This is a genomic window from Clostridium sp. YIM B02551 (genome assembly GCF_022324735.1).
Classification (GTDB): Bacteria; Bacillota; Clostridia; order Clostridiales; family Clostridiaceae; genus Clostridium_T; species Clostridium_T paridis.
The window spans coordinates 1-25,154 of record NZ_JAKGTF010000022.1 but is presented as its reverse complement, the minus strand read 5'-3'; the positions used below and the strand labels follow the sequence as shown (position 1 = coordinate 25,154).

The 25,154-nt window shown below is 30.5% G+C and carries 29 protein-coding genes and 1 tRNA gene; 23 read left to right on the top strand and 7 right to left on the bottom strand.

The window, feature by feature from the left end:
* The first annotated feature begins 96 nt into the window (after positions 1–96).
* From L1S47_RS19520 to L1S47_RS19510, 3 genes are read left to right on the top strand one after another with little or no spacing between them, the layout of a single operon-like run.
* Positions 97–870: a ParA family protein gene (locus L1S47_RS19520; RefSeq protein WP_238886563.1), complete on the top strand. Its 774-nt coding sequence runs from the start codon at positions 97–99 to the stop codon at positions 868–870.
* The gene (locus L1S47_RS19515; RefSeq protein WP_238886561.1) at positions 867–1,718 is read left to right on the top strand and encodes a ParB/RepB/Spo0J family partition protein; all 852 of its coding nucleotides are present in this window, start codon (positions 867–869) and stop codon (positions 1,716–1,718) included. Before L1S47_RS19520 ends, L1S47_RS19515 begins: the two co-directional genes overlap by 4 nt.
* Positions 1,719–1,758: 40 nt before the next feature.
* Positions 1,759–2,259 (top strand): DUF4446 family protein, encoded by a 501-nt coding sequence (locus L1S47_RS19510; protein WP_238886559.1) that lies wholly within the window; start codon positions 1,759–1,761, stop codon positions 2,257–2,259.
* Between the two features lie 47 nt (positions 2,260–2,306).
* Here L1S47_RS19510 and yyaC read toward each other — a convergent pair whose 3' ends face one another.
* Genes yyaC through L1S47_RS19495 form a run of 3 tightly spaced genes read right to left on the bottom strand, consistent with a single transcriptional unit; the run spans position 2,307 to position 5,176 of the window.
* Positions 2,307–2,903, bottom strand: coding sequence for a spore protease YyaC (gene yyaC / locus L1S47_RS19505; RefSeq protein WP_238886556.1), 597 nt, complete (start codon positions 2,901–2,903; stop codon positions 2,307–2,309).
* Positions 2,904–2,960: 57 nt separating this feature from the next.
* Complete coding sequence (ytvI, locus tag L1S47_RS19500; protein WP_238886554.1) at positions 2,961–4,019, bottom strand: sporulation integral membrane protein YtvI; 1,059 nt, start codon at positions 4,017–4,019, stop codon at positions 2,961–2,963.
* A complete protein-coding gene (locus L1S47_RS19495; RefSeq protein ID WP_238886549.1) occupies positions 4,016–5,176 on the bottom strand; it encodes an aminotransferase class V-fold PLP-dependent enzyme in 1,161 nt (386 codons plus the stop codon). The genes ytvI and L1S47_RS19495 overlap by 4 nt, the downstream gene beginning before the upstream one ends.
* 186 nt (positions 5,177–5,362) lie before the next feature.
* On the opposite strand from L1S47_RS19495, the gene L1S47_RS19490 reads away from it, so the two are divergent.
* The 13 genes from L1S47_RS19490 (at position 5,363) to mgtE (ending at position 16,644) form a co-directional block, all read left to right on the top strand.
* Positions 5,363–5,608, top strand: coding sequence for a DUF3343 domain-containing protein (locus L1S47_RS19490; RefSeq protein WP_238886547.1), 246 nt, complete (start codon positions 5,363–5,365; stop codon positions 5,606–5,608).
* A 17-nt stretch (positions 5,609–5,625) separates the two neighbouring features.
* Positions 5,626–6,510 (top strand): mechanosensitive ion channel family protein, encoded by an 885-nt coding sequence (locus L1S47_RS19485; protein ID WP_238886545.1) that lies wholly within the window; start codon positions 5,626–5,628, stop codon positions 6,508–6,510.
* Positions 6,511–6,535: 25 nt separating this feature from the next.
* Positions 6,536–6,742 (top strand): DUF951 domain-containing protein, encoded by a 207-nt coding sequence (locus L1S47_RS19480; RefSeq protein ID WP_202765886.1) that lies wholly within the window; start codon positions 6,536–6,538, stop codon positions 6,740–6,742.
* Between the two features lie 97 nt (positions 6,743–6,839).
* Entirely contained in the window at positions 6,840–7,127 is a 288-nt protein-coding gene (gene rpsF, locus L1S47_RS19475) for a 30S ribosomal protein S6 (protein ID WP_238886543.1), read from the top strand.
* 14 nt (positions 7,128–7,141) lie between these two features.
* On the top strand, positions 7,142–7,603 hold the full coding sequence (locus tag L1S47_RS19470; protein WP_202765888.1) for a single-stranded DNA-binding protein: 462 nt from the start codon (positions 7,142–7,144) through the stop codon (positions 7,601–7,603).
* 23 nt (positions 7,604–7,626) lie between these two features.
* A complete protein-coding gene (rpsR, locus tag L1S47_RS19465) occupies positions 7,627–7,872 on the top strand; it encodes a 30S ribosomal protein S18 (protein ID WP_202765889.1) in 246 nt (81 codons plus the stop codon).
* A gap of 166 nt (positions 7,873–8,038) precedes the next feature.
* Entirely contained in the window at positions 8,039–8,359 is a 321-nt protein-coding gene (locus tag L1S47_RS19460) for a MazG-like family protein (protein ID WP_202765890.1), read from the top strand.
* A 32-nt stretch (positions 8,360–8,391) separates the two neighbouring features.
* Positions 8,392–9,345 (top strand): DUF2232 domain-containing protein, encoded by a 954-nt coding sequence (locus L1S47_RS19455; protein WP_238886541.1) that lies wholly within the window; start codon positions 8,392–8,394, stop codon positions 9,343–9,345.
* Between the two features lie 30 nt (positions 9,346–9,375).
* A complete protein-coding gene (locus L1S47_RS19450) occupies positions 9,376–11,331 on the top strand; it encodes a DHH family phosphoesterase (RefSeq protein WP_238886539.1) in 1,956 nt (651 codons plus the stop codon).
* 1 nt (position 11,332) lies between these two features.
* On the top strand, positions 11,333–11,779 hold the full coding sequence (gene rplI, locus L1S47_RS19445; protein WP_202765893.1) for a 50S ribosomal protein L9: 447 nt from the start codon (positions 11,333–11,335) through the stop codon (positions 11,777–11,779).
* Positions 11,780–11,831: 52 nt separating this feature from the next.
* Positions 11,832–13,691 carry a Lon family ATP-dependent protease gene (lonC, locus tag L1S47_RS19440; protein ID WP_238886598.1) on the top strand — a complete coding sequence of 620 codons (1,860 nt, stop codon included), beginning with the start codon at positions 11,832–11,834 and terminating at the stop codon, positions 13,689–13,691.
* 148 nt (positions 13,692–13,839) lie between these two features.
* Positions 13,840–15,171 (top strand): replicative DNA helicase, encoded by a 1,332-nt coding sequence (locus L1S47_RS19435; protein WP_202765894.1) that lies wholly within the window; start codon positions 13,840–13,842, stop codon positions 15,169–15,171.
* Between the two features lie 129 nt (positions 15,172–15,300).
* Complete coding sequence (gene mgtE / locus L1S47_RS19430; protein ID WP_238886537.1) at positions 15,301–16,644, top strand: magnesium transporter; 1,344 nt, start codon at positions 15,301–15,303, stop codon at positions 16,642–16,644.
* Positions 16,645–16,696: 52 nt separating this feature from the next.
* On the opposite strand, the gene L1S47_RS19425 is transcribed toward mgtE, so the two are convergent.
* Positions 16,697–17,089: an Hsp20 family protein gene (locus L1S47_RS19425; RefSeq protein ID WP_238886535.1), complete on the bottom strand. Its 393-nt coding sequence runs from the start codon at positions 17,087–17,089 to the stop codon at positions 16,697–16,699.
* A 412-nt stretch (positions 17,090–17,501) separates the two neighbouring features.
* Between L1S47_RS19425 and L1S47_RS19420 the strand changes: the two genes are divergently transcribed.
* Positions 17,502–17,660, top strand: coding sequence for a hypothetical protein (locus L1S47_RS19420; RefSeq protein WP_202765897.1), 159 nt, complete (start codon positions 17,502–17,504; stop codon positions 17,658–17,660).
* 60 nt (positions 17,661–17,720) lie between these two features.
* Here L1S47_RS19420 and L1S47_RS19415 read toward each other — a convergent pair whose 3' ends face one another.
* Positions 17,721–18,893, bottom strand: a complete 1,173-nt coding sequence (locus tag L1S47_RS19415; protein ID WP_238886533.1) for an NADP-dependent malic enzyme — start codon at positions 18,891–18,893, stop codon at positions 17,721–17,723.
* A 404-nt stretch (positions 18,894–19,297) separates the two neighbouring features.
* Between L1S47_RS19415 and L1S47_RS19410 the strand changes: the two genes are divergently transcribed.
* Positions 19,298–20,578 carry an adenylosuccinate synthase gene (locus tag L1S47_RS19410; protein ID WP_238886531.1) on the top strand — a complete coding sequence of 427 codons (1,281 nt, stop codon included), beginning with the start codon at positions 19,298–19,300 and terminating at the stop codon, positions 20,576–20,578.
* Positions 20,579–20,616: 38 nt separating this feature from the next.
* Here the strand turns inward: L1S47_RS19410 and L1S47_RS19405 are convergent, their stop codons facing one another.
* Positions 20,617–21,666, bottom strand: coding sequence for an AI-2E family transporter (locus tag L1S47_RS19405; RefSeq protein WP_238886529.1), 1,050 nt, complete (start codon positions 21,664–21,666; stop codon positions 20,617–20,619).
* Between the two features lie 171 nt (positions 21,667–21,837).
* Between L1S47_RS19405 and L1S47_RS19400 the strand changes: the two genes are divergently transcribed.
* Both L1S47_RS19400 and L1S47_RS19395 read left to right on the top strand, forming a co-directional pair.
* Positions 21,838–22,020 carry a DUF1858 domain-containing protein gene (locus L1S47_RS19400; protein WP_202765901.1) on the top strand — a complete coding sequence of 61 codons (183 nt, stop codon included), beginning with the start codon at positions 21,838–21,840 and terminating at the stop codon, positions 22,018–22,020.
* A gap of 132 nt (positions 22,021–22,152) precedes the next feature.
* Entirely contained in the window at positions 22,153–22,902 is a 750-nt protein-coding gene (locus tag L1S47_RS19395) for an acyl-[acyl-carrier-protein] thioesterase (RefSeq protein ID WP_238886527.1), read from the top strand.
* Positions 22,903–22,920: 18 nt separating this feature from the next.
* On the opposite strand, the gene L1S47_RS19390 is transcribed toward L1S47_RS19395, so the two are convergent.
* Complete coding sequence (locus L1S47_RS19390) at positions 22,921–24,180, bottom strand: NAD(P)/FAD-dependent oxidoreductase (protein ID WP_238886526.1); 1,260 nt, start codon at positions 24,178–24,180, stop codon at positions 22,921–22,923.
* Positions 24,181–24,341: 161 nt separating this feature from the next.
* On the opposite strand from L1S47_RS19390, the gene L1S47_RS19385 reads away from it, so the two are divergent.
* The 3 genes from L1S47_RS19385 (at position 24,342) to L1S47_RS19375 (ending at position 25,154) form a co-directional block, all read left to right on the top strand.
* On the top strand, positions 24,342–24,701 hold the full coding sequence (locus L1S47_RS19385) for a CoA-binding protein (RefSeq protein ID WP_238886524.1): 360 nt from the start codon (positions 24,342–24,344) through the stop codon (positions 24,699–24,701).
* A gap of 17 nt (positions 24,702–24,718) precedes the next feature.
* Positions 24,719–24,868, top strand: coding sequence for a hypothetical protein (locus tag L1S47_RS19380; protein ID WP_202765905.1), 150 nt, complete (start codon positions 24,719–24,721; stop codon positions 24,866–24,868).
* A gap of 215 nt (positions 24,869–25,083) precedes the next feature.
* Positions 25,084–25,154, top strand: a tRNA-Glu gene (locus L1S47_RS19375).

The window sequence follows — 25,154 nt, the reverse complement described above, 5'->3', positions numbered from 1 at the left end:
AAAATTTAGTTACATATTTTAATTTCTCTTTTAATATTATGTAGAAAAATATATAATAGAAAGTATAGTGCGTTTCATTGCAAAGGGGGGGAATAAATGAAGACTATATGTGTTTTTAATCAAAAAGGTGGAGTTGGTAAAACAACAACTAATATTAACTTATGTGCCTATCTTGCGATGGAAGGGTATAAAATTTTAGCTATAGATATTGACCCGCAGGGTAATACCACTTCTGGTATTGGAATTGACAAAAGAACATTAGAAAATTCAATGTATGATGTTTTAACATCAGATACATCTTTAAATGATGTTATTATACAATGCAATTTAGTTGAAAATTTGTACATTGCACCATCAACTATGGAACTAGCTGGAGCTGAAGTTGAAATTATTACGAAAAATGATAGGGAGAAGATACTATTAAATAAAATTAATGAATTAGAAATGGATTTTGATTTTATTTTTATAGATTGTCCTCCTTCATTAGGTACTTTAACAATTAATGCTCTTGTAGCTTCTGATACAGTTTATATACCTATACAATGCGAGTTTTATGCGTTAGAAGGTGTTGGACAGCTTATCAATACTGTTCAGCTTGTTAAGAAGGCCTTAAATAAAAAGCTTGATGTTGAAGGTGTTGTAATGACTATGTTCGATGCTAGAACAAATTTAAGCATTGAAGTTCAGAAGGAAGTAGAAAAATATTTTGGTGATAAAGTATACAATACAACTATTCCAAGAAATATTAGATTAGCAGAATCGCCTAGTTTTGGTTTGCCAATAATGCTTTATGATGATAAATGTAAAGGTGCAGAGGCATATTTAAATTTAACAAAAGAATTTTTAAGTAGACAGGGAGATAAAGTATGAGTAAGAAGTTTGGACTAGGAAAAGGATTGAATGCTTTAATTCCAAGCGAGGATATTGATGAAGTTGATGAAAAATCAAAGGTATACATATCTATAAACAAGATAAGAGCTAACTCAGAGCAACCAAGAAAATACTTTGACAGTGAAAAGATTTCTGAATTATCGAAATCTATTTTAAATCATGGTGTAATTCAGCCATTAATTCTTCAAAAAGATAATGAAAATTATATTATTGTTGCGGGAGAAAGACGTTGGAGAGCAGCTAAGTTAGCTGGTTTAAAGGAAGTACCTGCAATAATTATGGATTTATCTAAAAGTCAATTGTTAGAAATATCTCTTATAGAAAATATACAAAGAGAAGACCTAAATCCAATTGAAGAAGCTAAAGCTTTCAAGCAATTAATAAGTGAATTTAACTTAACGCAAGAGGCTCTTAGCGAAAGAGTTGGTAAGTCAAGAACTACAATAACAAATTCAATGAGATTACTTAATTTAGATGAAAGAGTTCAAAATTATGTAGTAGAAGGTGTAATTTCTGAGGGACATGGAAGAACTTTACTAGCAATTGAGGATAAAGAGCTACAATATAAAATGGCTCAAAAAGTAATAGATGATAAGATTTCGGTAAGAGAATTAGAGAAGATTATCAAAAACTTAGGAAAAGAAAAGAAAAAGCCTGAAGATACAGAGGGTGAGATGTCTCCATACCTCAAAGACTTGCGAGAAAAGTTAGAGAGTAAATTTGGTACTAAAGTAAACATAGATAAGAAAAGAAGTAAAGGAAAAATAGAAATTGAGTATTATTCTAATGAAGACTTGGAAAGAATTTTAGAGATAATCAATTTATAATTGTTTCACGTGAAACATGAGGAAAGGAAGAACATAATAAATGAATAGCATAATAAATTCAATTAGCGATTATAGTGCATATATAATAATAGGGATGGCAGCAGTAATATTATTGCTTTTTATATTAGTACTAATACTTTTTAGATCCTTAAATAAAGTTGAAAAAAGATATAGAAAACTTATGAGAGGAGTAAATAGTAAGAACCTAGAGGAACTTGTTATAGGATATTTAGACAAGGTAGACGAATCAAATAAAAATTCTGTAGATGCAGTTGAATTAGGAAAGTTCTTACAAGAAAAGATGAAAAAATCTATTCAAAAGGTATCAATCATGAGATATAAAGCATTTGAAGATGTTGGTAGTGACTTAAGCTTTTCGATTGCATTATTAGATGATAATGATGATGGAGTTGTTTTAACAGGTATATATGGAAGACATGAAAGCACAACATATGCTAAGCCAATAGACAAAGGAATATCAAGATATGATTTATCAGAAGAAGAAATAACAGTATTAAATAAGTCTATTAATAGTAAGTAATTCTTCCCCCCTTATTAAATAGGGGGGATTTTTTTATTAGAATAGAATTAATTAGAAGAGCTAATGCTGTTGAGAACATCATCAAGAGAGGAATTCTTACCACCTAACGACTTAATTGCAAAGTGATAAATACCCTTAGAAATAGTATCAGCTATTGTCATAACAGTAAATAATCTTGTATTCTGAAGAACCATAAACTCAAAATTCCCAGAAATATTAACTATACCAGTAATGCTTAGATCTCCAACAGAAGGAAGACCTTTGTTGAGGGCCATTCCAGGAAAAAGAGGCTTCTTTTCTATATAAATATTACCTACGTTTTGAAGCTTACCCAAAGAAGCATCAATAGCAACTATATAGGGATTATTGTATTGAGATTTAATTGACTCTAATGTAGTGACAAGATTTTTAGCGTGTATTGGTTCTTCTAAGTCTCCATAGATGATTAAATTTTTTCTTACTAAGCACTTGAGTTTATAGCCTACTAAAGGTCCAAGTGAATCACCAGTAGATCTATCTGTACCAATACAAATAATAACAATAGTTCTTTTACTTCTAATAACAGGAATTAATTCAGCATATAAAAAATCTCTAATTTGTAAAATTGAACTTGAAGAAGTTGAATCACATACTAATGAATTCATAAAAAAACCTCCTTTAATAGAATTATTTCCATTAAAAGAGGTTAATATACTAAAAATTTACAATACCTTTTCATCTTTAAGAACAGTGTAAAAAACAACTAGAAACATACAAAAAATCATACCACCAACTCCATTTACGCTTATCCCAATAAATATTGCAGCTAAAACAGCTATAGGATTTAAACCTAAAGAAGTAGACATAATTTTTGGTTCTAAAATTTGCCTTGTAATAAAGACAATAGCATATAGAATTAGAAGACCAATACCAACTAAATAGTTTCCAGTGAGTAAGTTATATCCAGCAAGGGGAATATAGACCATTGGCATACCTAGAACAGGAAGTAAATCCAAAACAGCACACAAAACACTTAAAATTAAAGCATAGTTAATCCTAAAACTATAGAATCCTATAAAAGTGATTAAAAAGGTAACAAAAATTAGAAACATATATGAAAGAGCATAGTTAAAGAATTTGTGGCGTATTTTACCGATTATACCCAAAAGAGAATTGTTCTCAATTGGGAAATTGGATAAAAGAGATTTTGTATTTGAAGCTGCAAATTTCTTAGTGAATAAAAAGGTAGCTAATAGTGTAAAAATAATAACCATTATTATATAAGGTATATATGAAACTATTGATATAGCTAAAGATACAACGCCAGATCCAATTGAGACACTATAGTTAACAATTTTGCTTAAAGAACCTGTTGCAGCATCTTTAACTGAGTTGATAATAGAAGGATCAATATTTAAATTATAAAAATAATCCTGAACCTCAGTAAACTTATCCATAATATACGAAGAATTATCTGTTAAATAGTGTTGTATATTTTTAGTTAAGTTTATGAGTTGATTGGCTAAAGCTCCCACAGAAATTATAATAAAAATAATTACAGTGGATAAAAATAATATAGTTGTAATTAAAGATGCAAACCAATCTTTAATCTTAAAATTTTTAATTAAGTATCTAGTAGGCCGTCTTAAAATTAATGCAAATAATGAAGCAAGAACAAATGGAATTGTATAGGGTAGAGTTTTAAAGAATATTAAGAAAATTAGGGTATAGCATATAAAAAATATTCCTAACTTACTTATCTTTTCTTCAAATTCTTTCATAGGATAACCTCCTTTGCAATGGAATCAAGAGATTCTAAAACATAATTTATTTCATTTACATTGTTAAATATACCAAGACTAAATCTAACAGTACCAGATGGAAAGGTTCCCATTGATTTATGAGCTAGAGGAGCACAATGCAAACCTGTTCTGGTCATAATGCCATAATTCTTATCAAGAATATAAGACAATTCAGATGTATCTTTGGATTTCATATTAATTGATACAGTAGGTGTGGAACTAAGTGAGTTTTTGGTTCCGTATATAATTAAATTACTTATTTTATCAAGTTCGCTAAGAAAATATTTAAACAAGTTTTTTTCTTTAACTAAAAGATTATTATATTCTTCTGTTTTCAAGTAATTAAGTGCAGAATTTAAACCTACAATTCCTGGTGTATTAAGTGTACCGATCTCAAATTTATCAGGTAAAAAACTTGGTTGGAGCAAATCAGAGGAATTACTTCCTGTCCCACCAGAAAAGATAGGAGAAGCAATTTCGTTCAATTTATCATTAATTATAAATCCACCTATTCCTTGAGGCCCTAAAAGACTTTTATGTCCAGTAAATGCGATAGCATCAGAATTTAAGTCGCTAAAATTCACAGGAATATGGCCAGCACTTTGAGCTGAATCAACAATGAAATAAATCCCTTTCTCTAAACATATTTTACCAATAATATCCAAAGGTTGTATAGTACCAAATACATTTGATGCATGTGATAGAACAACAAGTTTTGTATTATTATTTATTTTATCAATAAAATCTTGTAAAATAATTTTGCCTGAAGAATCACATTTGGCTATGTCAAGTTCAATTACTCCATTAGCTTTTAATGTATTAAGTGGGCGCAAGACTGAATTATGATCCATTTCAGAAGTTATTACGTGCCAACCAGGCTTAACAATTGAGTGGATTAAGGTATTTAAGGCATAAGTTATATTAGGCGTAAAAACTACATTCTCTGCTTTATTAAAACCGAAAAAATTAGCAATAGAATCTCTACATTCATAAACGCTTCTAGCCCCAGTAAGGGCTGAATTATATGCACCTCTTCCAGGATTTGAAGCTAAAGAATTTATAATATTAAACATAGATTCAGAAACTATGCTTGGTTTAGGAAAGGATGTAGCTGCATTATCTAAATAAATATTCATAAAAACTCCTTAAAAATAAAAGTGAAATAAAAATATATTATCTTAATTACTAATTATAACAGAAAGTTAAATAATATAGACAGACATTAAAATTATATACACTATTTAGAAATAATATAAAGGTGAAAATAAATTTTCAAGAAAAAAAGAGGAAGTGTTATAATATAAGTTTAGGAGGGAATACATATGAATAGATATTGTTTAGTGGTATTTAAAAATACGATAGGAGCCATAAAAGGAGAACAAAAATTAAAAGAAGATAATTTGGATATTGAGGTTATGCCAACCCCATCAGTAATAACAGGCAGTTGTGGTATATGTATAAAATTTAATGAGAATATATTGATTAATGTTAAAGAGAGTATAGAAAATAACCAGTTAGAGATTAATGGATTATATATAAAGAATGAAGAAGGATTTTCTAGATTATAAAAGGGAGGATGAGAGAAATGTATGTATTTCAATCATTATTCTCCATAGATGCGGAGAAAAAAACATTAGATATTGGTGGGAAAATTGTTAATATTCAGTTCTTATTCAATATAGCCTGGGGAATTGTAAAAATATTAGTGATACTAATCTTAATGTACCTAGCTGTAAGAATAGGAAATTATATCATTGAGAAATTTGTCCATAAGCAGATAAAAAGTGAAATTAGATTTACAATGGATGAAAAGAAGGCAAATACTGTTGGAGAAGTACTAAAAAGTATCCTTAGATATTCAGTATATTTTATTGGCGGAATAGGAATATTTGCAAATTTATTTTCAGGTGTTTCCTTAACTTTTGCATCAATTGGCGGGGTTGCACTAGGCTTTGGTACCCAAAGCTTAGTAAAAGATATAATAAATGGATTCTTTGTATTGTTCGAAGATCAGTATGCAGTGGGGGATTATATAACCATTGGTGATAATTCAGGTATTGTTGAGAGCATAGGAATCAGAATGACTCAACTTAAGGATTTTAATGGTGATATGCACTATATTCCTAATGGAACCATTTCTCAGGTAACAAATCATTCTAGAGGAGATATGAGTGTTATTGTAGATGTAGAGATTGCATATAAGGAGAATATTGACATAGCCATTGAAGTAATTAATAATGCCTGTGAGAAAGTAGCTGCTGAAAAAGAGCATGTAATTGAAAAACCTAAAGTAATAGGGGTACAGTCCTTAGGAGTATCAGCAGTAGTAATAAGAGTACTAGGAAAAACAGAACCAATGTATCAATGGGCACTAGAAAGAGAATTAAGAAAAGAAATTAAACTTACAATGGAAAGAGAAGGAATAGAGAGGCCACAAGGAAAGGTAGAAGTTATAAAAAGTAAAGAATAAGATATAAATATGGGGGTAAGTAGAAATGCAAGAATTTAATTTGGGTGACGTAGTATTAATGAAAAAACAGCATCCTTGCGGAAGCTCAGAATGGGAAGTAATACGACTAGGTGCAGATATTAAAATAAAATGTTTAGGTTGTGGAAGATTAGTTATGCTTCCAAGGAGTAAGTTTCAAAAAGGAATAAAAAAAATAGTATCTTCTAATACAAACAAAGAAGAAATTTTATAAAATATGTTGAAATTATAAGAGCAAAGTGATATACTGTAAAATTGTAAGTCCCTGCTATGCATTAGCATGGCCAATAGTCCGGAGGGAGGTGAAAAGAATGAGAAAGTATGAAACTATATTCGTAATTCATCCATCATTCGAAGAGGAGGCTGTTAAAGCTACAATCGAGAAGTTTAAGGGTGTTATCGAAAACGGTGGAGGAACTGTTGACAATGTAGATTTCTGGGGTAAGAGAAAGCTTGCTTACGAAATAAACAAAATCAACGAAGGTTACTACACTTTAGTTAACTTCAGTGCTAACCCAGAATTACCAAGCGAGTTAGACAGAATATTCAGAATTACAGACGGAATCGTAAGACACATAATAGTTAAGGAAGAAAAATAAGGTGGTGTTTTTGAATGAATAAAGTAATTCTTACAGGCAGACTTACTAAAGATCCTGAGTTGAAATTTACACCAGGAAATGGTACTGCAGTGACCACTGTAACCCTAGCAGTTGATAAGTATAATGCTTCAACTGGTCAAAGGGAAGCTGATTTTATCTCAGTTACAATCTGGGGTAAACAAGCAGAAGCTACTGCTAACTATATGAATAAAGGCGGTCAAATGGCTGTCAGCGGTAGAATCCAAACTAGGTCTTATGATGCTAAGGATGGAACTAAGAGATATGTTACAGAAGTTGTAGCAGATCCTGTTGGAGGCGTTGAATTCCTAGGAGGAAGAGGAAATGCTTCTGGCAACAAAAACAATGGTTTCAACAATGGTTCTGAATATGCTGCACCATCAAATGACAATTTTGGTGGTGGAATGAGCTTCGAAGAGGATATGACGCCAGTTGATGACGGAGATATCCCATTCTAGAATTTAGGTAAGGAGGGAAAGAAATGAGCAGAGAAGTAAGAAAAGGCGGCAAAATGAGAAGACCAAAAAGAAAAGTTTGCGCTTTTTGTGTTGATAAAGCTGAGTCTATTGATTACAAAGATATAAATAAGCTAAGAAAATATGTTACTGAAAGAGGTAAGATTTTACCAAGAAGAATTTCTGGAACATGTGCTAAGCATCAAAGACAGCTAACAGATGCTGTTAAGAGAGCTAGAAACATAGCTTTATTACCTTTTACTACAGAGTAAAAATTATAAAACCCCATTTGGGGTTTTATTTTTTTTATTATTGCAATATAAAAATTGATTAAATACTCAAATATTAGTAGAATGGTGGAAAATACTTAGTTGAAATAATATCCAAAAAAAACTAAAATAAATATACAGGATATTGAGATGAGAGGGGGAGAGGTTATTGAGGAAGGATGAATTTAACATAATGGGGGATATTAAACTTATTGAGGAATTAAAAGCTCAATTAATATGTGTTATAGGGGAGTTTTTTCAATTACTAACAAGAGGAAGTAATGTAGCCAAAGATGCTGTATTAGAATGCATATCTTCGGCAATGATTATATTATATCTATTAGGGGAAAAATTAGGATATTCATATTTACAAATAGATGAAAATACTAAAGAAAAAATTAGAATAGGAATTGTTGACGAAGATAATCAGGAGAATTATGGTGATGCACTAAGGAAATTACATCATCATTTAAAAGAGAGAAGAGACTAGTAATTTATGAACTAAAGATAAATGGAGGGAATATGAACAAGATTTCTACAAAAGCAATAGTAGAAGCAGGTATAATGGCTACTGTGACATTCATATTAATGACTATAAGTACATTTGTGCCAGGAACTTCTCTACTTATAACTTGTATATTACCTATACCAGTTATACTTATATACTTAAGAAATAGTTTAAAAGCAGCAGTATTATCACTTTTGGTTTCTGGAATTTTAATAAGCTTATTTAATAATATTATTTTAATGTCAGGGACAATGATAATTACAGCTTTAACATCCTTGAGTCTTGGATATTGTATAAAATATAAGCAAAGCTTTGTAAAGGCATTTGGTTTATTAACAATAGCAAGTTTACTAGGAAATATAGTAGATATATTTTTATATATAAAGGTTTTTTTAGGTAGTACAGTAAGTGAGCAAATAAATCTAATGATAGAATCTGCAAAGAGTAGTTCAGAAAGTGTTGCAAAATTAACTGGAAGTGCTTCAAGTATTGACTTTAATACTTTAATATATATGTTGCCTGCAGGATTAGTTCTATCAATGCTTCTTTCTTCTTTACTAACATATATAATATGCATGAAGGTAATAAGAAGATTTAATTATAAAATGGAACCAATAAGGAATTTTTCTAATTGGTACATTGATATAAAAGTTATTGTGGTTATGATGATAATATCAACTATAGGTTATTTGATGAAGTTAGGTAATATTACAATTGCAAAATATGTTATTCTTTCATCTTCAGCTATATTGCAATTTACTATGGCAATCATAGGAGGAGCAGTAATTAGTTATTTTTTAAAAACAAAGTACAAGTTGAAAAGTAATACTAGGGCAATAATTATCATATTTTTATTTATATCTTTTATGAATCAATTCTTGTTTATTATTGGATTAGCTGATAGTATATTTGACTTAAGAAAAATTGGAATTGTATCCTTTAATAAGGCTCTTAAAAGTAAAAAATAATACCTCAATAATAGCCCTAAGGAGGCTCATATGAATAATAAAAGTAAAAATTATAATATAGTTTTTACATTAGTAATTATACTAATATCAATAGTGGCATATGTAAGAAACATAATAGATTTGCTGCTAGGTATTACAATAATGGCTTTAATAGTAGCAGCATATAATTTTAGGAAGAGACTTCAGACACAAGAAAGATTTGAGAATAATGTGAATAATATGGCTACCTATTTATCAAATGAAATGGAAGAAAACTTAAAGAATATGTTATATTCTATAGCAATAATTAATAATAAGGGCAGCATATTATGGAGCAATAAAAAATTTAAGGATGAAATTGATCTTGAAGAATTAAAAGATAATAATATAGTAGGATTATTTAGAGATCTTTCGTTAGAAAAAATTATAAAAAGTAATATAAAAAACTCGCAAAAAGTGAAGTTTAGAGATATAATATATGAAGTTTATAGTCAAAAAATAGAGTTTTTCCAAAAGCAAGAAGCATATTTACTTTATTTCAATGATATTACTTATTTAGAAAATGGATCAGCAACTAAAGACAGTATAATGTTGATAGAAGTAGATAATATGAGTGATGCAGCAAAGTCAATGGAGGAGAATAATGCTCCACTACTTATTGCAGAGGTTGAGAGAACTATAAACAATTATGCAATAAGTCAGAATGCTATGATAAGAAAATATGATTCTAATAAGTATGTATTATGTATACCCGACAGATTAGTAGAGGAACAGATAAAGAAAAAATTTGACATATTAGACATCATAAGAGATATTGATATGGGAAATAAAATGGATGTGACTCTATCAATAGGAATAGGTATGGGAGGAAGGTCCCCTCAAGAGAATCATGATTATGCAGTTACAGCAAAGGAGCTTGCCCTAGGTAGAGGCGGAGATCAGGCAGTTGTAAAATGGCCAGATAAACAAGCCTTTTTTGGTGGTAATACTAAGGAATTGGAAAAGAGAACTAGAGTAAGAGCTAGAGTTGTAGCAAGAGCACTTAAGGATTTAGTTTATGAAAGTTCAAAAGTGTATATAATGGGACACAAGAACCCAGACATGGATTGCTTTGGAGCGGCATTTGGATTATCTTCAGCAATTAATCAAATAGGTAAACAGTGTAAGATAATATTAGGTAAAGACAATAGAAATATTGATTTTTACTTAAAAGAGGTTAAGAAAGACTCTTCATATGACGATTTATTTATTAATGTAGAAGATGCTCTAAATGAAATTAAAGAAACAGATTTAGTTATTGTAGTGGATGTTCATAACATTAATTATATTCAAACAAGTAGTATATTAAATAAATGCAAAAGAATTGTTATAATAGATCATCATAGGAGAAGTCCTGATATGATAGAGGGTGCATTACTTAATTATATTGAGGTATATGCATCATCAACTTCAGAATTGGTTACAGAGGTTGTACAGTACATGCTAGATAAACCGAAACTTAAAGTAATAGAAGCAGAAGCTTTGCTAGCAGGAATTTTTATAGATACTAAAAACTTTATATTCAAAACTGGGGTAAGAACTTTTGATGCTGCATCTTTTTTGAGAAGAATAGGTGCAGATACAATACACATAAAGAAACTCTTCTCTGATGATTTAGAAAGCTATATAATAAAAGCTCAAACTATTAAGTCAGCAGAAGTAGAAAATAATGTAGCTATTGCCATATGTCCGCCAGAAGCAACAGAAGTTGTATTAGCTGCACAAGTAGCGGATGATCTACTAAATATTACAGGTATTCAAGCGTCCTTTGTGTTTGTTAGAATAGAAGAGGATATTTATATAAGTGCAAGATCACTAGGAGATATGAATGTTCAAGTTATTCTAGAAACCTTAGGGGGTGGAGGTCATATGACTATGGCTGGTGCAAAACTTAGCAATACAAATATAAAAGCCGCTAAAGAGAAACTTAAAGCAGCTATATCAAACTACTTAAGGGAAGGTGAATAACATGAAAGTAATATTACTAGAAGATGTAAAGAAGGTTGGAAAAAAAGGTGATGTTGTTGAGATGTCAGATGGATATGCTAGGAACTTTTTATTTCCTAGAAAATTAGCACAAGAAGCTAATGATAATAACCTACATATCCTAAATAATAAAAAAGAAAATGAAAGAAAAAAGAAATTAGCTGAAATAGAAGCAGCTCAAAAGTTAGCAGCTGAACTTAAAGATAAAGAAATAACTGTAAAAGCAAAAACAGGTGAGCAAGGAAGATTATTTGGAGCAATAACAAGCAAAGATGTATCCGAACTTATTAAGACTCAATATAAAGTTGAGATAGATAAGAAAAAGATAGTTATGGATACTATTAAGCTTGCAGGAGTATATAACATTGAACTAAAGTTGTACCCTGAAGTAACAGCTAAGATGAAGGTTGTTATTGTCTCTGAAACTTAAGGAGGACTATATATTGAGGACAAGAAACCAAGCAAATGTATTAGAAGAATTAATGAGCAATGAACTTTCTTTAGAGTCTCAAGTTAATGTATTATTTGATATATTAAAAAATGTTTTAGATGAGGGAGCTATTAGAGCAAGAACAGTAAAGTATAAACTTCAAAAACAGATTAAATCAGAATCAATATATGAAAGAGTTTATGCATTAAATAAAATTGCATCTGATGGAAAAGGTGTGAAAGTAGTTCCAACATCAGAAAATGTAAATGAAGCAATGGAAGATACTTTTAATTGGGTTTCTGATGAATTAGCAAAAAGATTTATTCAAAATAGAATAGAATCACAAGTTGAGCAAGTTTTAGTAGAAAAACAAGATAAGTATATAGATGAAATGAGATTAGGCATTATAAGGAAACAAAAGGGTCCTGAAAATGCAAAGACATTAAAAAAATATGCTAAGTTAGAAGTTTTAGATGCTAGAAAAGCAAATAAAAATATAATGAGCTTACTTAGACCAGCAGATTTTTCAGAAATTGTTGGTCAAGAAAGAGCCGTAAAATCGCTATTATCAAAGATGGCATCACCATATCCACAACACATAATTCTTTATGGGCCACCGGGAGTAGGTAAAACTACAGCAGCAAGAATTGCATTGGAAGCTGCAAAGAAGATGAATTTTACTCCATTTGATGAAGGATCTAAGTTTGTTGAGGTAGATGGAACCACATTGAGATGGGACCCTAGAGAAATAACTAACCCATTATTGGGTTCAGTACATGATCCTATATATCAAGGTAGCAAAAAGGATTTAGCTGAAATAGGTGTTCCTGAACCAAAGCCAGGTTTAGTAACTGAAGCACATGGTGGAGTTCTCTTTATTGATGAAATAGGAGAGTTAGATGACATACTTCAAAATAAATTATTAAAGGTATTAGAAGATAAAAGAGTTGAATTCTCATCATCATACTATGATCCAGATGATGAAAATACTCCTAAATATATAAAATATCTTTTTGATAATGGTGCTCCAGCAGATTTTGTTCTTATAGGAGCTACTACTAGAGAACCAAGTGAAATTAATCCTGCATTAAGATCAAGATGTACAGAGGTTTATTTTGAACCATTAGGAGCAAAGGATATAGAGAAAATTATTGAAAATGCAGCAGAAAAGTTAGGTGTAGTATTAGAAGAGGAAATTCCAGAATTGATAAGCAGATATACTATAGAAGGTAGAAAAGCTGTTAATATATTAGCAGATGCTTATGGATATGCTCTTTATAATAAAAAGGACAATCTTCCAGAAAAAATAACTATAACATTGAAAGATGTTGAAGAAGTTCTTGCTATAGGAAGATTTATTCCATATGAAAGAGTGGACAAGGGTAATGCATATGAAATTGGACATATTTATGGATTAGGAGTATCAGGGTTTTTAGGATCAACTCTAGAAATTGAGGCGTCAGTATATGAGGCTAAAGAAAAAGGAGCTGGAACAATAAGATTTAATGAGACTGCAGGATCAATGGCAAAAGATTCAGTTTTCAATGCTGCATCTGTAATTAGAAAAATAACTAATAAAGATATTAAAGACTATGATATTCATGTTAATGTTATTGGTGGAGGAAATATAGATGGTCCTTCAGCCGGGGTTGCAATTACACTAAGTATAATTAGTGCATTAGAAGAAAAACCACTAAGACAAGATGTAGCTGTGACTGGTGAAATATCATTAAGAGGAAAAGCAAAACCAGTAGGTGGAATTTTTGAAAAAATATATGGTGCTAGAAGAAAAGGAATAAAACTCGTTTTAGTTCCTAAAGACAATGAAAAAGAAATTCCAGTAGGTTTAAAGGATATAGAAGTGAAAGCTATTGAATCAATTGAAGAAGCAATTGAAGTCCTATTTAATTAATATGCAAAGATATTAAAAATTTTAAGAAAAAAAGAGGCATTGCCTCTTTTTTTTAGTATAATAGTAACGTAATAAAAATTAAGTATTGATTATTAGAAAAAATATTATAATTATATATATTCACAGAGTAATTTAGGAGGTGATTTTTATGGAAAATACTCTTATGAAGAGTTTGCCTCAAAGTATTGAAGCCGAGCAATCAGTAATAGGATCTATGATTATAGATAAAACAGCTATTGCACAAGCTGCAGAAGCTTTAAAAGAAGAGGATTTTTATAGAGACTCCCACAAGGTTATATTTAGAAGTATTGTAGATATGTTTCAAAGAGATATGGCAGTAGATCTAATAACCTTGTTAGAGTATCTGAAGTCTACAGGAAAACTTGAAAATGCAGGGGGAGCTACTTACGTTACAGAAGTAAGTGGATCTGTTCCAACAACTGCTAACTTAGGGGCTTACATAAAAATAGTTTCTGAGAAATCAACATTAAGAAGATTAATAAGAGCATCCACAGAGATAATAGAATCCAGTTATAATGAGCAAGGGGAAGTAGAAAAGGTTCTAGATAAAGCAGAGAAAAGAATCTTTGATATAGGAGAAAAGAGAAACACATCTGAGTATGAAGCACTTAGTGATGTATTAGAAAGAAGCTTTGAACAGATTGAAAGATTGTTCAATAATAAGGGTGATATAACAGGAGTAGGTTCCGGGTTTAATGATTTAGATGCCAAAACTTCGGGTTTCCAAAAGGGCGATATGGTGCTTATTGCAGCAAGACCATCAATGGGAAAGACAACTTTTGCATTAAATATAACTGAGCATGCTGCCTTAAGAGAAGGAAAAAGTGTTGTGGTCTTTTCACTGGAAATGTCTAAAGAACAACTTGCATATAAGTTATTATGTTCAGAGGCTAATGTAGATATGTTAGCGTTAAGGACAGGTAATCTTGAGGATAAGGATTGGGATAATATTGCAAGAGCTGCAGGGCCGTTATCAAAGGCAAGAATATATATTGACGACACTGCAGGTCTATCAGTTATGGAAATGAGAAGTAAGTGCAGAAGAATTAAGATGGAGCACGGAATAGATTTAATCATGATTGACTACTTGCAACTTATGTCAGGATCAGGGGAAAGTAGACAACAAGAAGTTTCAGAAATATCTAGAAGTATTAAAGCTTTAGCTAAGGAAATGGAATGCCCTGTTATAGCACTATCACAGTTATCTCGTGCGCCAGAACAAAGAGCTGACCATAGACCTATGCTTTCAGACTTAAGAGAATCAGGTTCAATTGAACAAGATGCCGATTTGGTTATGTTCTTATATAGAGATGAGTACTATAATAAAGAGACAGAAGAAAAGAATGTAGGAGAATGTATCATAGCTAAGCAGAGAAACGGTCCAGTAGGAACAGTAAAATTGGCTTGGCTTGGACAATACAGTAAATTTGGAAATTTAGATTCAGTACATAAAGAATAGAAAGAGGTGAGATATATGGATCCCAGTGGGTATAGTAGTAAGAATTTTAATAAAAAACTAAATATTAATTCAGGAGGATTCATATATAGCAATCTATAATGCTTCCTCCTGAAAATGGAGGTAGCTAAAATGAACAAAAGCTTAAACACTAATGAATTAAAAGAAAGACTTATGAACTTAGCAGGAAATGAGTTCTTGGAACTTATTGAGGATATTCATCCAGCAGATATTTTAGATGTAATTAGAGAGTCAGAAGAAGAAAAGGCTTATTTAATTAAAAAACTTCCACATTGGTTATTAGCAGATGTAATAGAAGAAATGGAAGAGGAAGAGAAAGAAGAATTCCTTAATCTATTTACTGATATTGAACAAGGAAATATAGTCAATGAGATGAGTTCAGATGAAATAGCGGACTTACTTTTAAGTGTTGAACCAGATAAGGCTAATAAATTACTTGAAGCGCTAGACAAGGAAGATCAAGAAGAGGTTAAGGAGCTACTAACTTATAATGAGGACACAGCGGGTGGACTTATGGCAACAGAATTTATTGCCATAAAAGAAAATATGACAGTAGCAGAGACATTAACTTATCTTCAAACAGCTGGAATTGATGCTGAAACAGTATACTATTTATATGTTTTAGATGAAAAAGAAAGCTTAAAAGGAATATTATCCCTTAGAGAACTTGTTGTTTCATCATTTGACATAATAATAAGGGATATAATGCATGAAAATGTAAAGAGTATTCCAGCTTTTATGGATCAGGAGGATGTAGCAGTAATATTTGAAAAATATGGATTCCAGGCAATGCCAGTTGTTGGAGATGAAGGAGATATGCTTGGAGTAATAACTCTAGATGACATTATTGAAGTTGTTAGAGATGAGGACAACGAGGATATATACCGTCTTGGAGGACTTAATGAAGGCGAAGTAATAGATGGAAGAGCTAGAGAATCAGTTAAGAGCAGATTACCCTGGTTATTCGTTAACTTAATTACAGCAATCTTAGCAGGAGCAACAGTTAATATATTTAATGGAACAATAGATAGAGTAGTAATATTGGCAAGCTTTATGCCTATTGTGGCAGGTATGGGTGGAAACGCAGGAACTCAAAGCTTAACTCTTATAGTAAGGGGAATAGCATTAGGGGAACTTACAGGTGAAAATGCTAGAAGAGTATTTTTAAAAGAAGCATTAACTGGAGTAATAAATGGAGCAGCTATTGGAATTGCTGTAAGTATACTTGGTATACTATGGTCAGGCAACCCTATTTTTGGATTAGTAGTTGGTACAGCAATGATACTTAACATGGCATTAGCAACAATAGTTGGGTATGCAGTACCTGTAGTACTTAAAAAAGTAGGCGTGGATCCAGCATTAGCATCTGCTGTATTTGTAACAACTTTTACTGATGTATGTGGTTTCTTTTTCTTTTTAGGATTAGCTACATTATTCATAAGCAAATTAACTTAAGAATAAGTTTTTTAAAAGAGATATCAAGTTTACTTTTGATATCTCTTTTTGTTTATATACATTTTTTTATACTTAAAGCTAATTCCCCATCTTCAACATTTAGACTAAGCGTATCAATGTCTATATTAGGTATGTAGAAAATTCTTCTTACTTCACTTGATGCTTTAGTAGAAGTAATATTAAGAGCAGTATTAGTAATGTTTAGATTTTTTATACTTATAATTAAAAAAAAGTGTTCGTAACTTATGGTTATGTTTTCCTCTGATACCTCTGGAATATCAGCATAGATAATTATTTCATTATCTAGTTCTAATATGCATGGTTTGAAAAATGAATTATTTGTCTTTATTATATTTTTGTTATCTAAAAAAGTTTTTTTCCAAATATATTCAAAAAACTCTTTTGAGTTTAATGAAATTGGAGACTTTATAATAGGTAGATTCATAATAAAAACCTCCCTTCTAAAGTTCTATACATATTTTATGTAAAAATAGTCCAACCTATACTATTAGATTTTTGGGACAGTATATAAAACTTAAGAAGAGAGAATAATATTAACAATTTATTTTAAAATTTGTTGACAGTATAGTAAAACTATTATATACTTAAGTCAAGGATAGTGATAATCATTATCAACAGTTAAGAAACCAACAAATATTCTTGACTTTACATTAGCAACACACATTAATATAACAAAGTAAGACTCCTCTTAATATTTACTTTTGTTCTAAAAACCTAGGTCATGGGCAGACCTAGGTTTTTTACTATTTTTAATCCAGTATATGAAATTTTCTATAAGTATATAATATCTGATTGAGCAAAAAATAATAAGGAATATAACTTAAGGAGTGGTGGAAATGGGAAAAAACAAAAGTCCAGATTCTCAAGGACAAATTGCAGAAAATCAAAAGGTATTGGATAAAACTCATGAGTCATCTAGCTCAACTACTGGATTTAACTTTACTGGAAATACAGGTCGTCAACCAAGCTCTTTTAAAACTAAGAAAAAAAATTAAAAATAAAAAAATAAAGCAATTAATTAATTGCTTTATTTTTTTACTCTGAAGACTTTTTGACTATATTCTAGCAACCCCAGTTTTAATAGCTGCATTTCTTACAGCTTCAGCCACCTTATTTTGAACATCTCTATTAAAAGATTTTGGTATAATATAATCCTCAGATAATTCTTCACTAGAAATTGAATTAGCAATAGCATAAGCTGCAGCTATTTTCATTTCTTCATTTATTTCCTTAGCTCTAACATCTAAAGCACCCCTAAATATTCCAGGGAAAGCTAAAACATTGTTTACTTGGTTTGGAAAGTCAGAACGACCAGTTCCAATTACTTTTACTCCTGCATTTTTAGCATCTTCAGGGAAAATTTCAGGAACAGGATTTGCCATAGCGAAAACAATGGAATCTTTATTCATCTTTTTTACCATTTCAGGTTTTAATATTCCTGGTGCAGAAACACCAATAAATACATCAGCATTTACTAAGGCATCATCTAGTGATCCTTTCATCTTTGATGAATTAGTTATTTTAGCTAAGGCTTTTTTTGCATCATCTACTTCTTCTATACCATCATAAAGAATTCCAACTTTATCGCAAACTATCATATCTTTAACGCCCATGGAAAGTAATAGTTTAGCAATAGCAGTTCCAGCAGAACCAGCTCCATTTACAACTACTTTTATTTTATCAATATCTTTATTTACAAGTTTTAATGCATTAATGATACCTGAAAGCACAACAATAGCTGTACCGTGCTGATCATCATGAAAAACAGGAATATCGAGTCTTTCTTTAAGTTTGCTTTCTATTTCAAAACATCTTGGAGCAGATATGTCTTCAAGATTTATGCCTCCTAAGGAAGGAGATATTCTAACAACTGTTTCAACAATTTCTTCAACGTTCTTGGTATCTAAAACAATAGGAAAAGCATCTACGTCTCCAAATTCTTTAAACAGAACACTTTTCCCTTCCATAACAGGAAGAGAGGCTAATGGTCCAATATCACCTAATCCTAATACAGCAGTACCATCTGAGATTACTGCAACTGTGTTCCATTTACGAGTATATAAATATGCTTTTTCAGGGTCCTTATGTATTTCTTTACAAGGTTCAGCAACTCCAGGAGTGTAAGCTAAGCTTAAATCCATAGAATCTTTAACTTCAACTCTAGAAATTACTTCTATCTTACCTTTTTTCTTTTCATGGAATTTTAGTGATTCTTGATATATATCCATTAAAACACCTCACGATTAATTTTAGTTATAGGGTTTTAAGTTCAACTAATAAATATTAATTATTAAGTTTTCTATAAAGAACCCTATGAATGACTTATCTATAATTATAATCAAATATACGAAAATTATAAAATACAATGAAAGCAAATTAAGGTGATTATGCTAAGTATTTCAAAGATATTTGATACATAATGGAAAAATACACGAATTTTTAAAAAACTTTATAAATAAATATTCGCTAATTTATTGACCTTATTAACTTACTTTGGTAGTATTGTATAGGGGATAAAGTTTAATTACTTATAAAAATCCACCAATAAAAATAAGTGAATTTATAAGCAATAAACACTCAAAATATTTAATAACAAGCTAATTTTAATTAGCATATTTGAGGAGGAAATAATATGTCAGCATTTGTTGTATTAGGAGCTCAATGGGGAGACGAAGGAAAAGGTAAAATGACAGATTACCTTGCAGAAGAAGCAGATGTAGTAGTTAGATTCCAAGGTGGAAACAACGCAGGACATACAGTAGTCGTTGGAGATAAAGAATATAAGCTTCATTTAATCCCTTCAGGAATATTATATGATGATAAATTAAATGTAATTGCTAATGGAGTTGTTGTTGACCCAGTTGCATTATTTGAAGAAATAGATTACTTAGAAGGTTTAGGAGTTAAGGTAACACCAGAAAAGCTAGCAATTAGTGATAGAGCGCATTTAATAATGCCATATCATAAAGTTTTAGATAAACTTAAAGAAAAGGCTAGAGGAAAGAATGATATAGGAACAACTGGTAAGGGTATTGGACCATGCTATACTGATAAATATGAGAGAAGCGGAATCAGAATATGTGATCTTCTTCACGAAGATGTATTTAAAGAAAAATTAGCTGAAAACTTAAATCTTAAAAACCCATATATTACTAAAGTTTTAGGTGGAGAAGAATTATCATTTGATGAAATATATAATTTATACTCAAAATTAGCTGAAAGATTAAGACCATTCGTTCAAGATACTTCAGTTAGAGTGTATGATGAAATTAAAAAAGACAAGAATGTTCTTTTTGAAGGAGCTCAAGGAATGCTTCTTGATATAGACCATGGAACTTATCCATATGTTACTTCATCAAATACGACTTCATGCGGAGTTGCAAGTGGAGTAGGAATTGGACCTAATATGATCCAAAATGCTTTAGGAATTGCAAAAGCATATACTACAAGAGTAGGTAAGGGACCATTCCCAACAGAATTAGAAAATGAGACTGGTGAATGGATAAGACAAAAAGGTCATGAATATGGTGTTACTACTGGAAGATCTAGAAGATGTGGATGGTTAGATTTAGTTATATTAAAAACTACTGTTAGAGTATGTGGATTAACATCTCTTGTAGTTACTAAAATAGATACTCTTGCAGGCCTAGATAAGATTAAGATGTGTGTAGGATATAAATTTGAGGATAAGGTAATAGATTATTTCCCAGCATCCCTTGAAGATTTAGCAAAATGTGAGCCAGTTTATGAAGAATTTGATGGTTGGGATGAAAGTATAGAAGAAGCAAGAAGCTATGATGAACTACCTGAAAATGCAAAGATATATCTAAGAAGAATAGAAGAAATTACTGGTGTAAAAATTGATATAGTATCAGTTGGACCAAAGAGAGATCAAACTATAAGAGTAAAATAAGTTTTAATAGCAAAAAAAGAGGGTATACCCTCTTTTTTTTATTGTAATTCAATATTACGACTGCTCCAAACAATTTTAAGTATAGAGTATACTGGGACCACAAGAAATGCACCAGCTATTCCAAATATAGTGGCTGCAGCTATTACTAAGAATATATCAGTAAGAGGGTGTATCTTCATTGCCTTTGACATAACTAAAGGAACAATAAATCTACCTTTAATAGTTTGTGCTATCATAAAAACTAGTGTAAGTTTTATCACCATTGGAAGCCCCATAGTTAAAGCAATTATGTATGGGATAATCATGGATATAAAAAATCCTAAAAAAGGTATGAAAGCGAGTATAAAGGTTAGTAGTGATAAAAATAATTTCCCAGGAAACCCTATAGCTAAATAACCTAAAAAAACTGAAAGAGCAAGAAAAAAAGCCACAGTTGCTTGCCCGGTTATGTATTTAGAGAGAACAGTATCCCCTTCTTCAATAATATAATTTGCTCTTTTATGTTTTCTTACAAAAGGTAAAGATAATAGGTACTTTTTAAATTTTGTATCGCCATTTAATAGATGATAAACGATTAATAAAACCAAAATCACATTAGAAAAAAGATTCCATCCGAAGTCAAATAAAGCCCTTAGTATAGAAATTATTCTAGAAATATAATTTTGTCCTTGGCTCATAAAATAATCTTTAATAGCATTAAAATCAACATAATTTGAAAGTTGATCTTTAATATAATTGAAGTTTCCGTCTTTATATTGAGCAATTAATAGAGAAACTCTATAAATAATATAATCTTTTTGCTCAACAAGATTTGAAATAATTATAAAGAAAAAGGTGTATAAAAGTAAGGATGAAATTATTAGTGATAAATAAACTGATAGTTTTAATGCGAGTCCTTTTTTAACGAATAATTTTTTTAAGGGATTTATAAGGTAATATAGGAATAAAGCAATAACTATAGGTAATATAATTACCTTAGAGGCTTTTTTTATAAAAGTTAATAAAATAGTCGTTCTTGACAATAATAATATAAAGATTAAAAATAGATTTAATATTAATAATTTATATAGTAAACTTTTCTTTTCCATAATGATCTCCTTAATATTTTATTATGGTTATTTTTACTCAAAAAGAGAAAATTATGTTTCGAAAATTTAACAGAATTAAATCCGACTAAAATACTTGACTTTATTTTAACATAATAATATAATTTCTTTGTTGGGAACAGCAACGAATCTATTTAAGCGAGGGTGGTAAGGATGATAACAAAGGAAATGACAATCGGAGAAGTAGTTAGAACTAATCCTGAAAAGGCAGAAGTATTAATGAGCTTTGGTATGGGATGTGTTGGATGCCCATCAGCTCAATCAGAAACATTAGAAGAAGCTGCTATCGTGCACGGATTAAATTTGACAGAATTAATGACTGCATTAAATAAATAATTTTTTACTTAAAAAAGTAGGAAAGGGTTGTAGAAAGCATGAATAATGACTTTTTACAACCCTTTAAATTTTTGAGTTTTATATATTAAGTGATAGAATATATTGTATAAGTATTTATTGTGGAGGTAAGAGATGGGGAAGAGTTTTGAATATATATATCCAATAAATTATTACAATCTAGATGTAGGACTAAAATGTAAAATAACTTCTATCTTCGATTTTTTGTGTGATATAGGAATGCAGCAATCTGAAAGATTGGAAGTCGGGGTAGATAAATTACTAGAGAAGAATTTAACCTGGGTGTTTTATAAATATAATCTTAAAGTATACAGGTATCCAGGTTTTGGTGAGAATATTAAGATAAAAACTATTCCAACAGGGTTTAAAAAATTCTATGCATATAGAGAATATTTTTTATATGATGAGGAAGATAATTTAATAGCTGAGGGTATGAGTTTATTTTTTTTAATAGACATTAATAGAAGGAGACCATCTAGAATTCCAAAAGATCTTTATGAGGCTTATGGTTGTAATGGTGATATAGATGAGGCTATTCCTATGAACGAGCCTGATAAGCTTGAGGAGGCTCAATACACGAAAGAATTTTATGTTAGATATAGCGATATAGATTCAAATAAACATGTTAATAACACCAGATATGTTGAATGGGCGTTAGAAGTTGTTCCTCAAGAAATAATTACTAACTACACATTAGAAGATATTAACATAGTATTTATAAAGGAAATTACTTACGGACATATGGTAAGAACTATGTGTGCAACAGAAGAGCAGGAAGGAAATAAAATTAAAATTGTACACTTAATTAAAGATGATGAAGGAAATGATATAACATCATTAACAAGTGTATGGAAGAAGCTATAGTTAAATAACCCTGAGGCATTATGCCTCAGGGTTATTTGATTTATGAATAGAGTTTATTGCTTTATGAGAAGAGCTCCAAGCCCATTGAAGATTATATCCCCCACAGTCACCATGAACATCTAAAATCTCACCTATAAAATATAATCCTGGTACTAATTTAGATTCCAAGGATTCCTCATTAACATCACTAGTATCAACACCACCTATAGTTACTTGTGCATTATTAAATCCATTTGTTCCAATACATTTAAATTTCCATTCCTTCATTAGAGAAATAAGCTTGGATTTTTCTTGCCATGACAATTCCCAAGCCGGTTTATGAAAATTATCAACAGAAGCTTCTTTTAGTAAAGTAGGAATCAGTTTTTTGTTAACAATTCCTATAAGTGCATCAGAAACTTTTCTGTGTGAAAAAATACTTAAATGACCTTGTAGAAAATTATCCACATCTTCATGAGAAACTTCAGGATTCATGTCAACTAAGATATCAACAGTTTTACCTTCATAAATAGCTCTAGAAGCTAATGCAGACAGCTGTAGAATAGGTGGACCTGATATTCCATAGTCAGTAAACAATAGCTCTCCTAATTCCTTTCTATGAACTTCTCCATCTATTGCAATAGAAGCTAAGCCGTCAAATTTAATTCCTGATAAGGCTTTTAAATAAGGATAATCTAGTTTAAGCTGAACTATTCCAGGTAAAGGGGTAATTATTTTATGACCAAGATCCTTGGATAAGGAATACCCAGAACCATCAGAACCAGTTTTTTCAGCTGATTTTCCTCCACAGGCTAGAATTAATTTTCCACAGGAGAAAGAGCTGAATTCCTCATTACTTGTGGACAAAATAAAACTTTTATTCTTGTGGATAGATTTTACCTTACAAGAATTATAAACAGGAATACTACGATCTTCTAAAGCAAGTCTCAAAATATCAACAACTGAAGAGGCTTGCAAAGATTTTGGGTATAACTTTCCGTTTTCTAGTTCTACTATAGGAAGTCCTAAAAAAGAAAAATAATCTATAGTCTCATTCACAGAAAAGTCTTCTAATGCAGCTGTAGAAAATTTTTCATTTGAACTGTGAAATCCCTTGAAAGGAGAAATTATTGTTGAGTTAGAGATATTGCAACGTCCATTTCCAGTTGTCAAAATTTTTCTTCCAACTCTATCTCCAGCTTCTATAATTGCAACGTCTATTCCTAAGTCTTTTGCATAAATAGCTGCAAGTAAACCAGAAGCACCACCACCAACTATTAATAATTCATGATGTATCATATCAAACTCTCCTTTTAACATTTTAATTAATTAGAATAAATAAATTGTATCATTATTGAAATAATATAACTAGGGGAGAAAAGTGAAGCTACTAAGAAAAAGGTGTATAATTGATTTATATAATAGATTTTATCTATAGGCAATAAAAGGAGGTAGAGAAAATGAACGCTACTGAATTATTGAATTTTAAAAATTGGGTTGTAGTGGGGGATGTTACAAATGAAAGTAAATATGCCGCCAAAATACTAAAAAAATTAAAATCAAGAGGTTTCAATGTTGAAGGAGTACATCCTAAAGGAGAAGGAATCTATAAAACCCTAAAAGAAGTTCCATATAAAATTGATGTTATAGATTTATGTATAAATCCTATTAGCGGAATAAAATTTATTGAAGAAGCAAAAACTTTAAACATAAAATATATTTTAATTCAACCAGGAGCAGAAAGTAGAGAAATATTAGATTACTGCAAAGAAAATGACATAGTAGCTATTGAAGGATGCGCACTAGTTGCTCTTGGGTAGTGAAAGGAGACTTATATATGGATGACAATAAGAATAGAATTAGAGACAGAGAAAAATCAAATGCAGAGCTTAGAAAAATGTTTCCAAAAGGTGGAGAAGATGTTGGAATTATAGATGGTGAAAAGATAGGTCATCATGCAAACTCTAAAAATCATAAAGATAGGTAAGTTAATACAAATAGTTATGATTATTTGAAAGACTATCTTGTAAAAGATGGTCTTTTCTTGTAAAATATAACTTAAATAATCTATAAAAAAGAGTAAAATTAGGTAGGTTATTAAAAAAAATAAAAAAAGTGTTGACACTATTATTAAATTTCGGTATTATATTCTTTGTCGGGTTGCTCCGAGAGTAATCACTGAAGAAGGTTGTTGTTATTCATGGCTCCTTGGTCAAGCGGTTAAGACACCACCCTTTCACGGTGGTAACAGGGGTTCGATTCCCCTAGGAGTC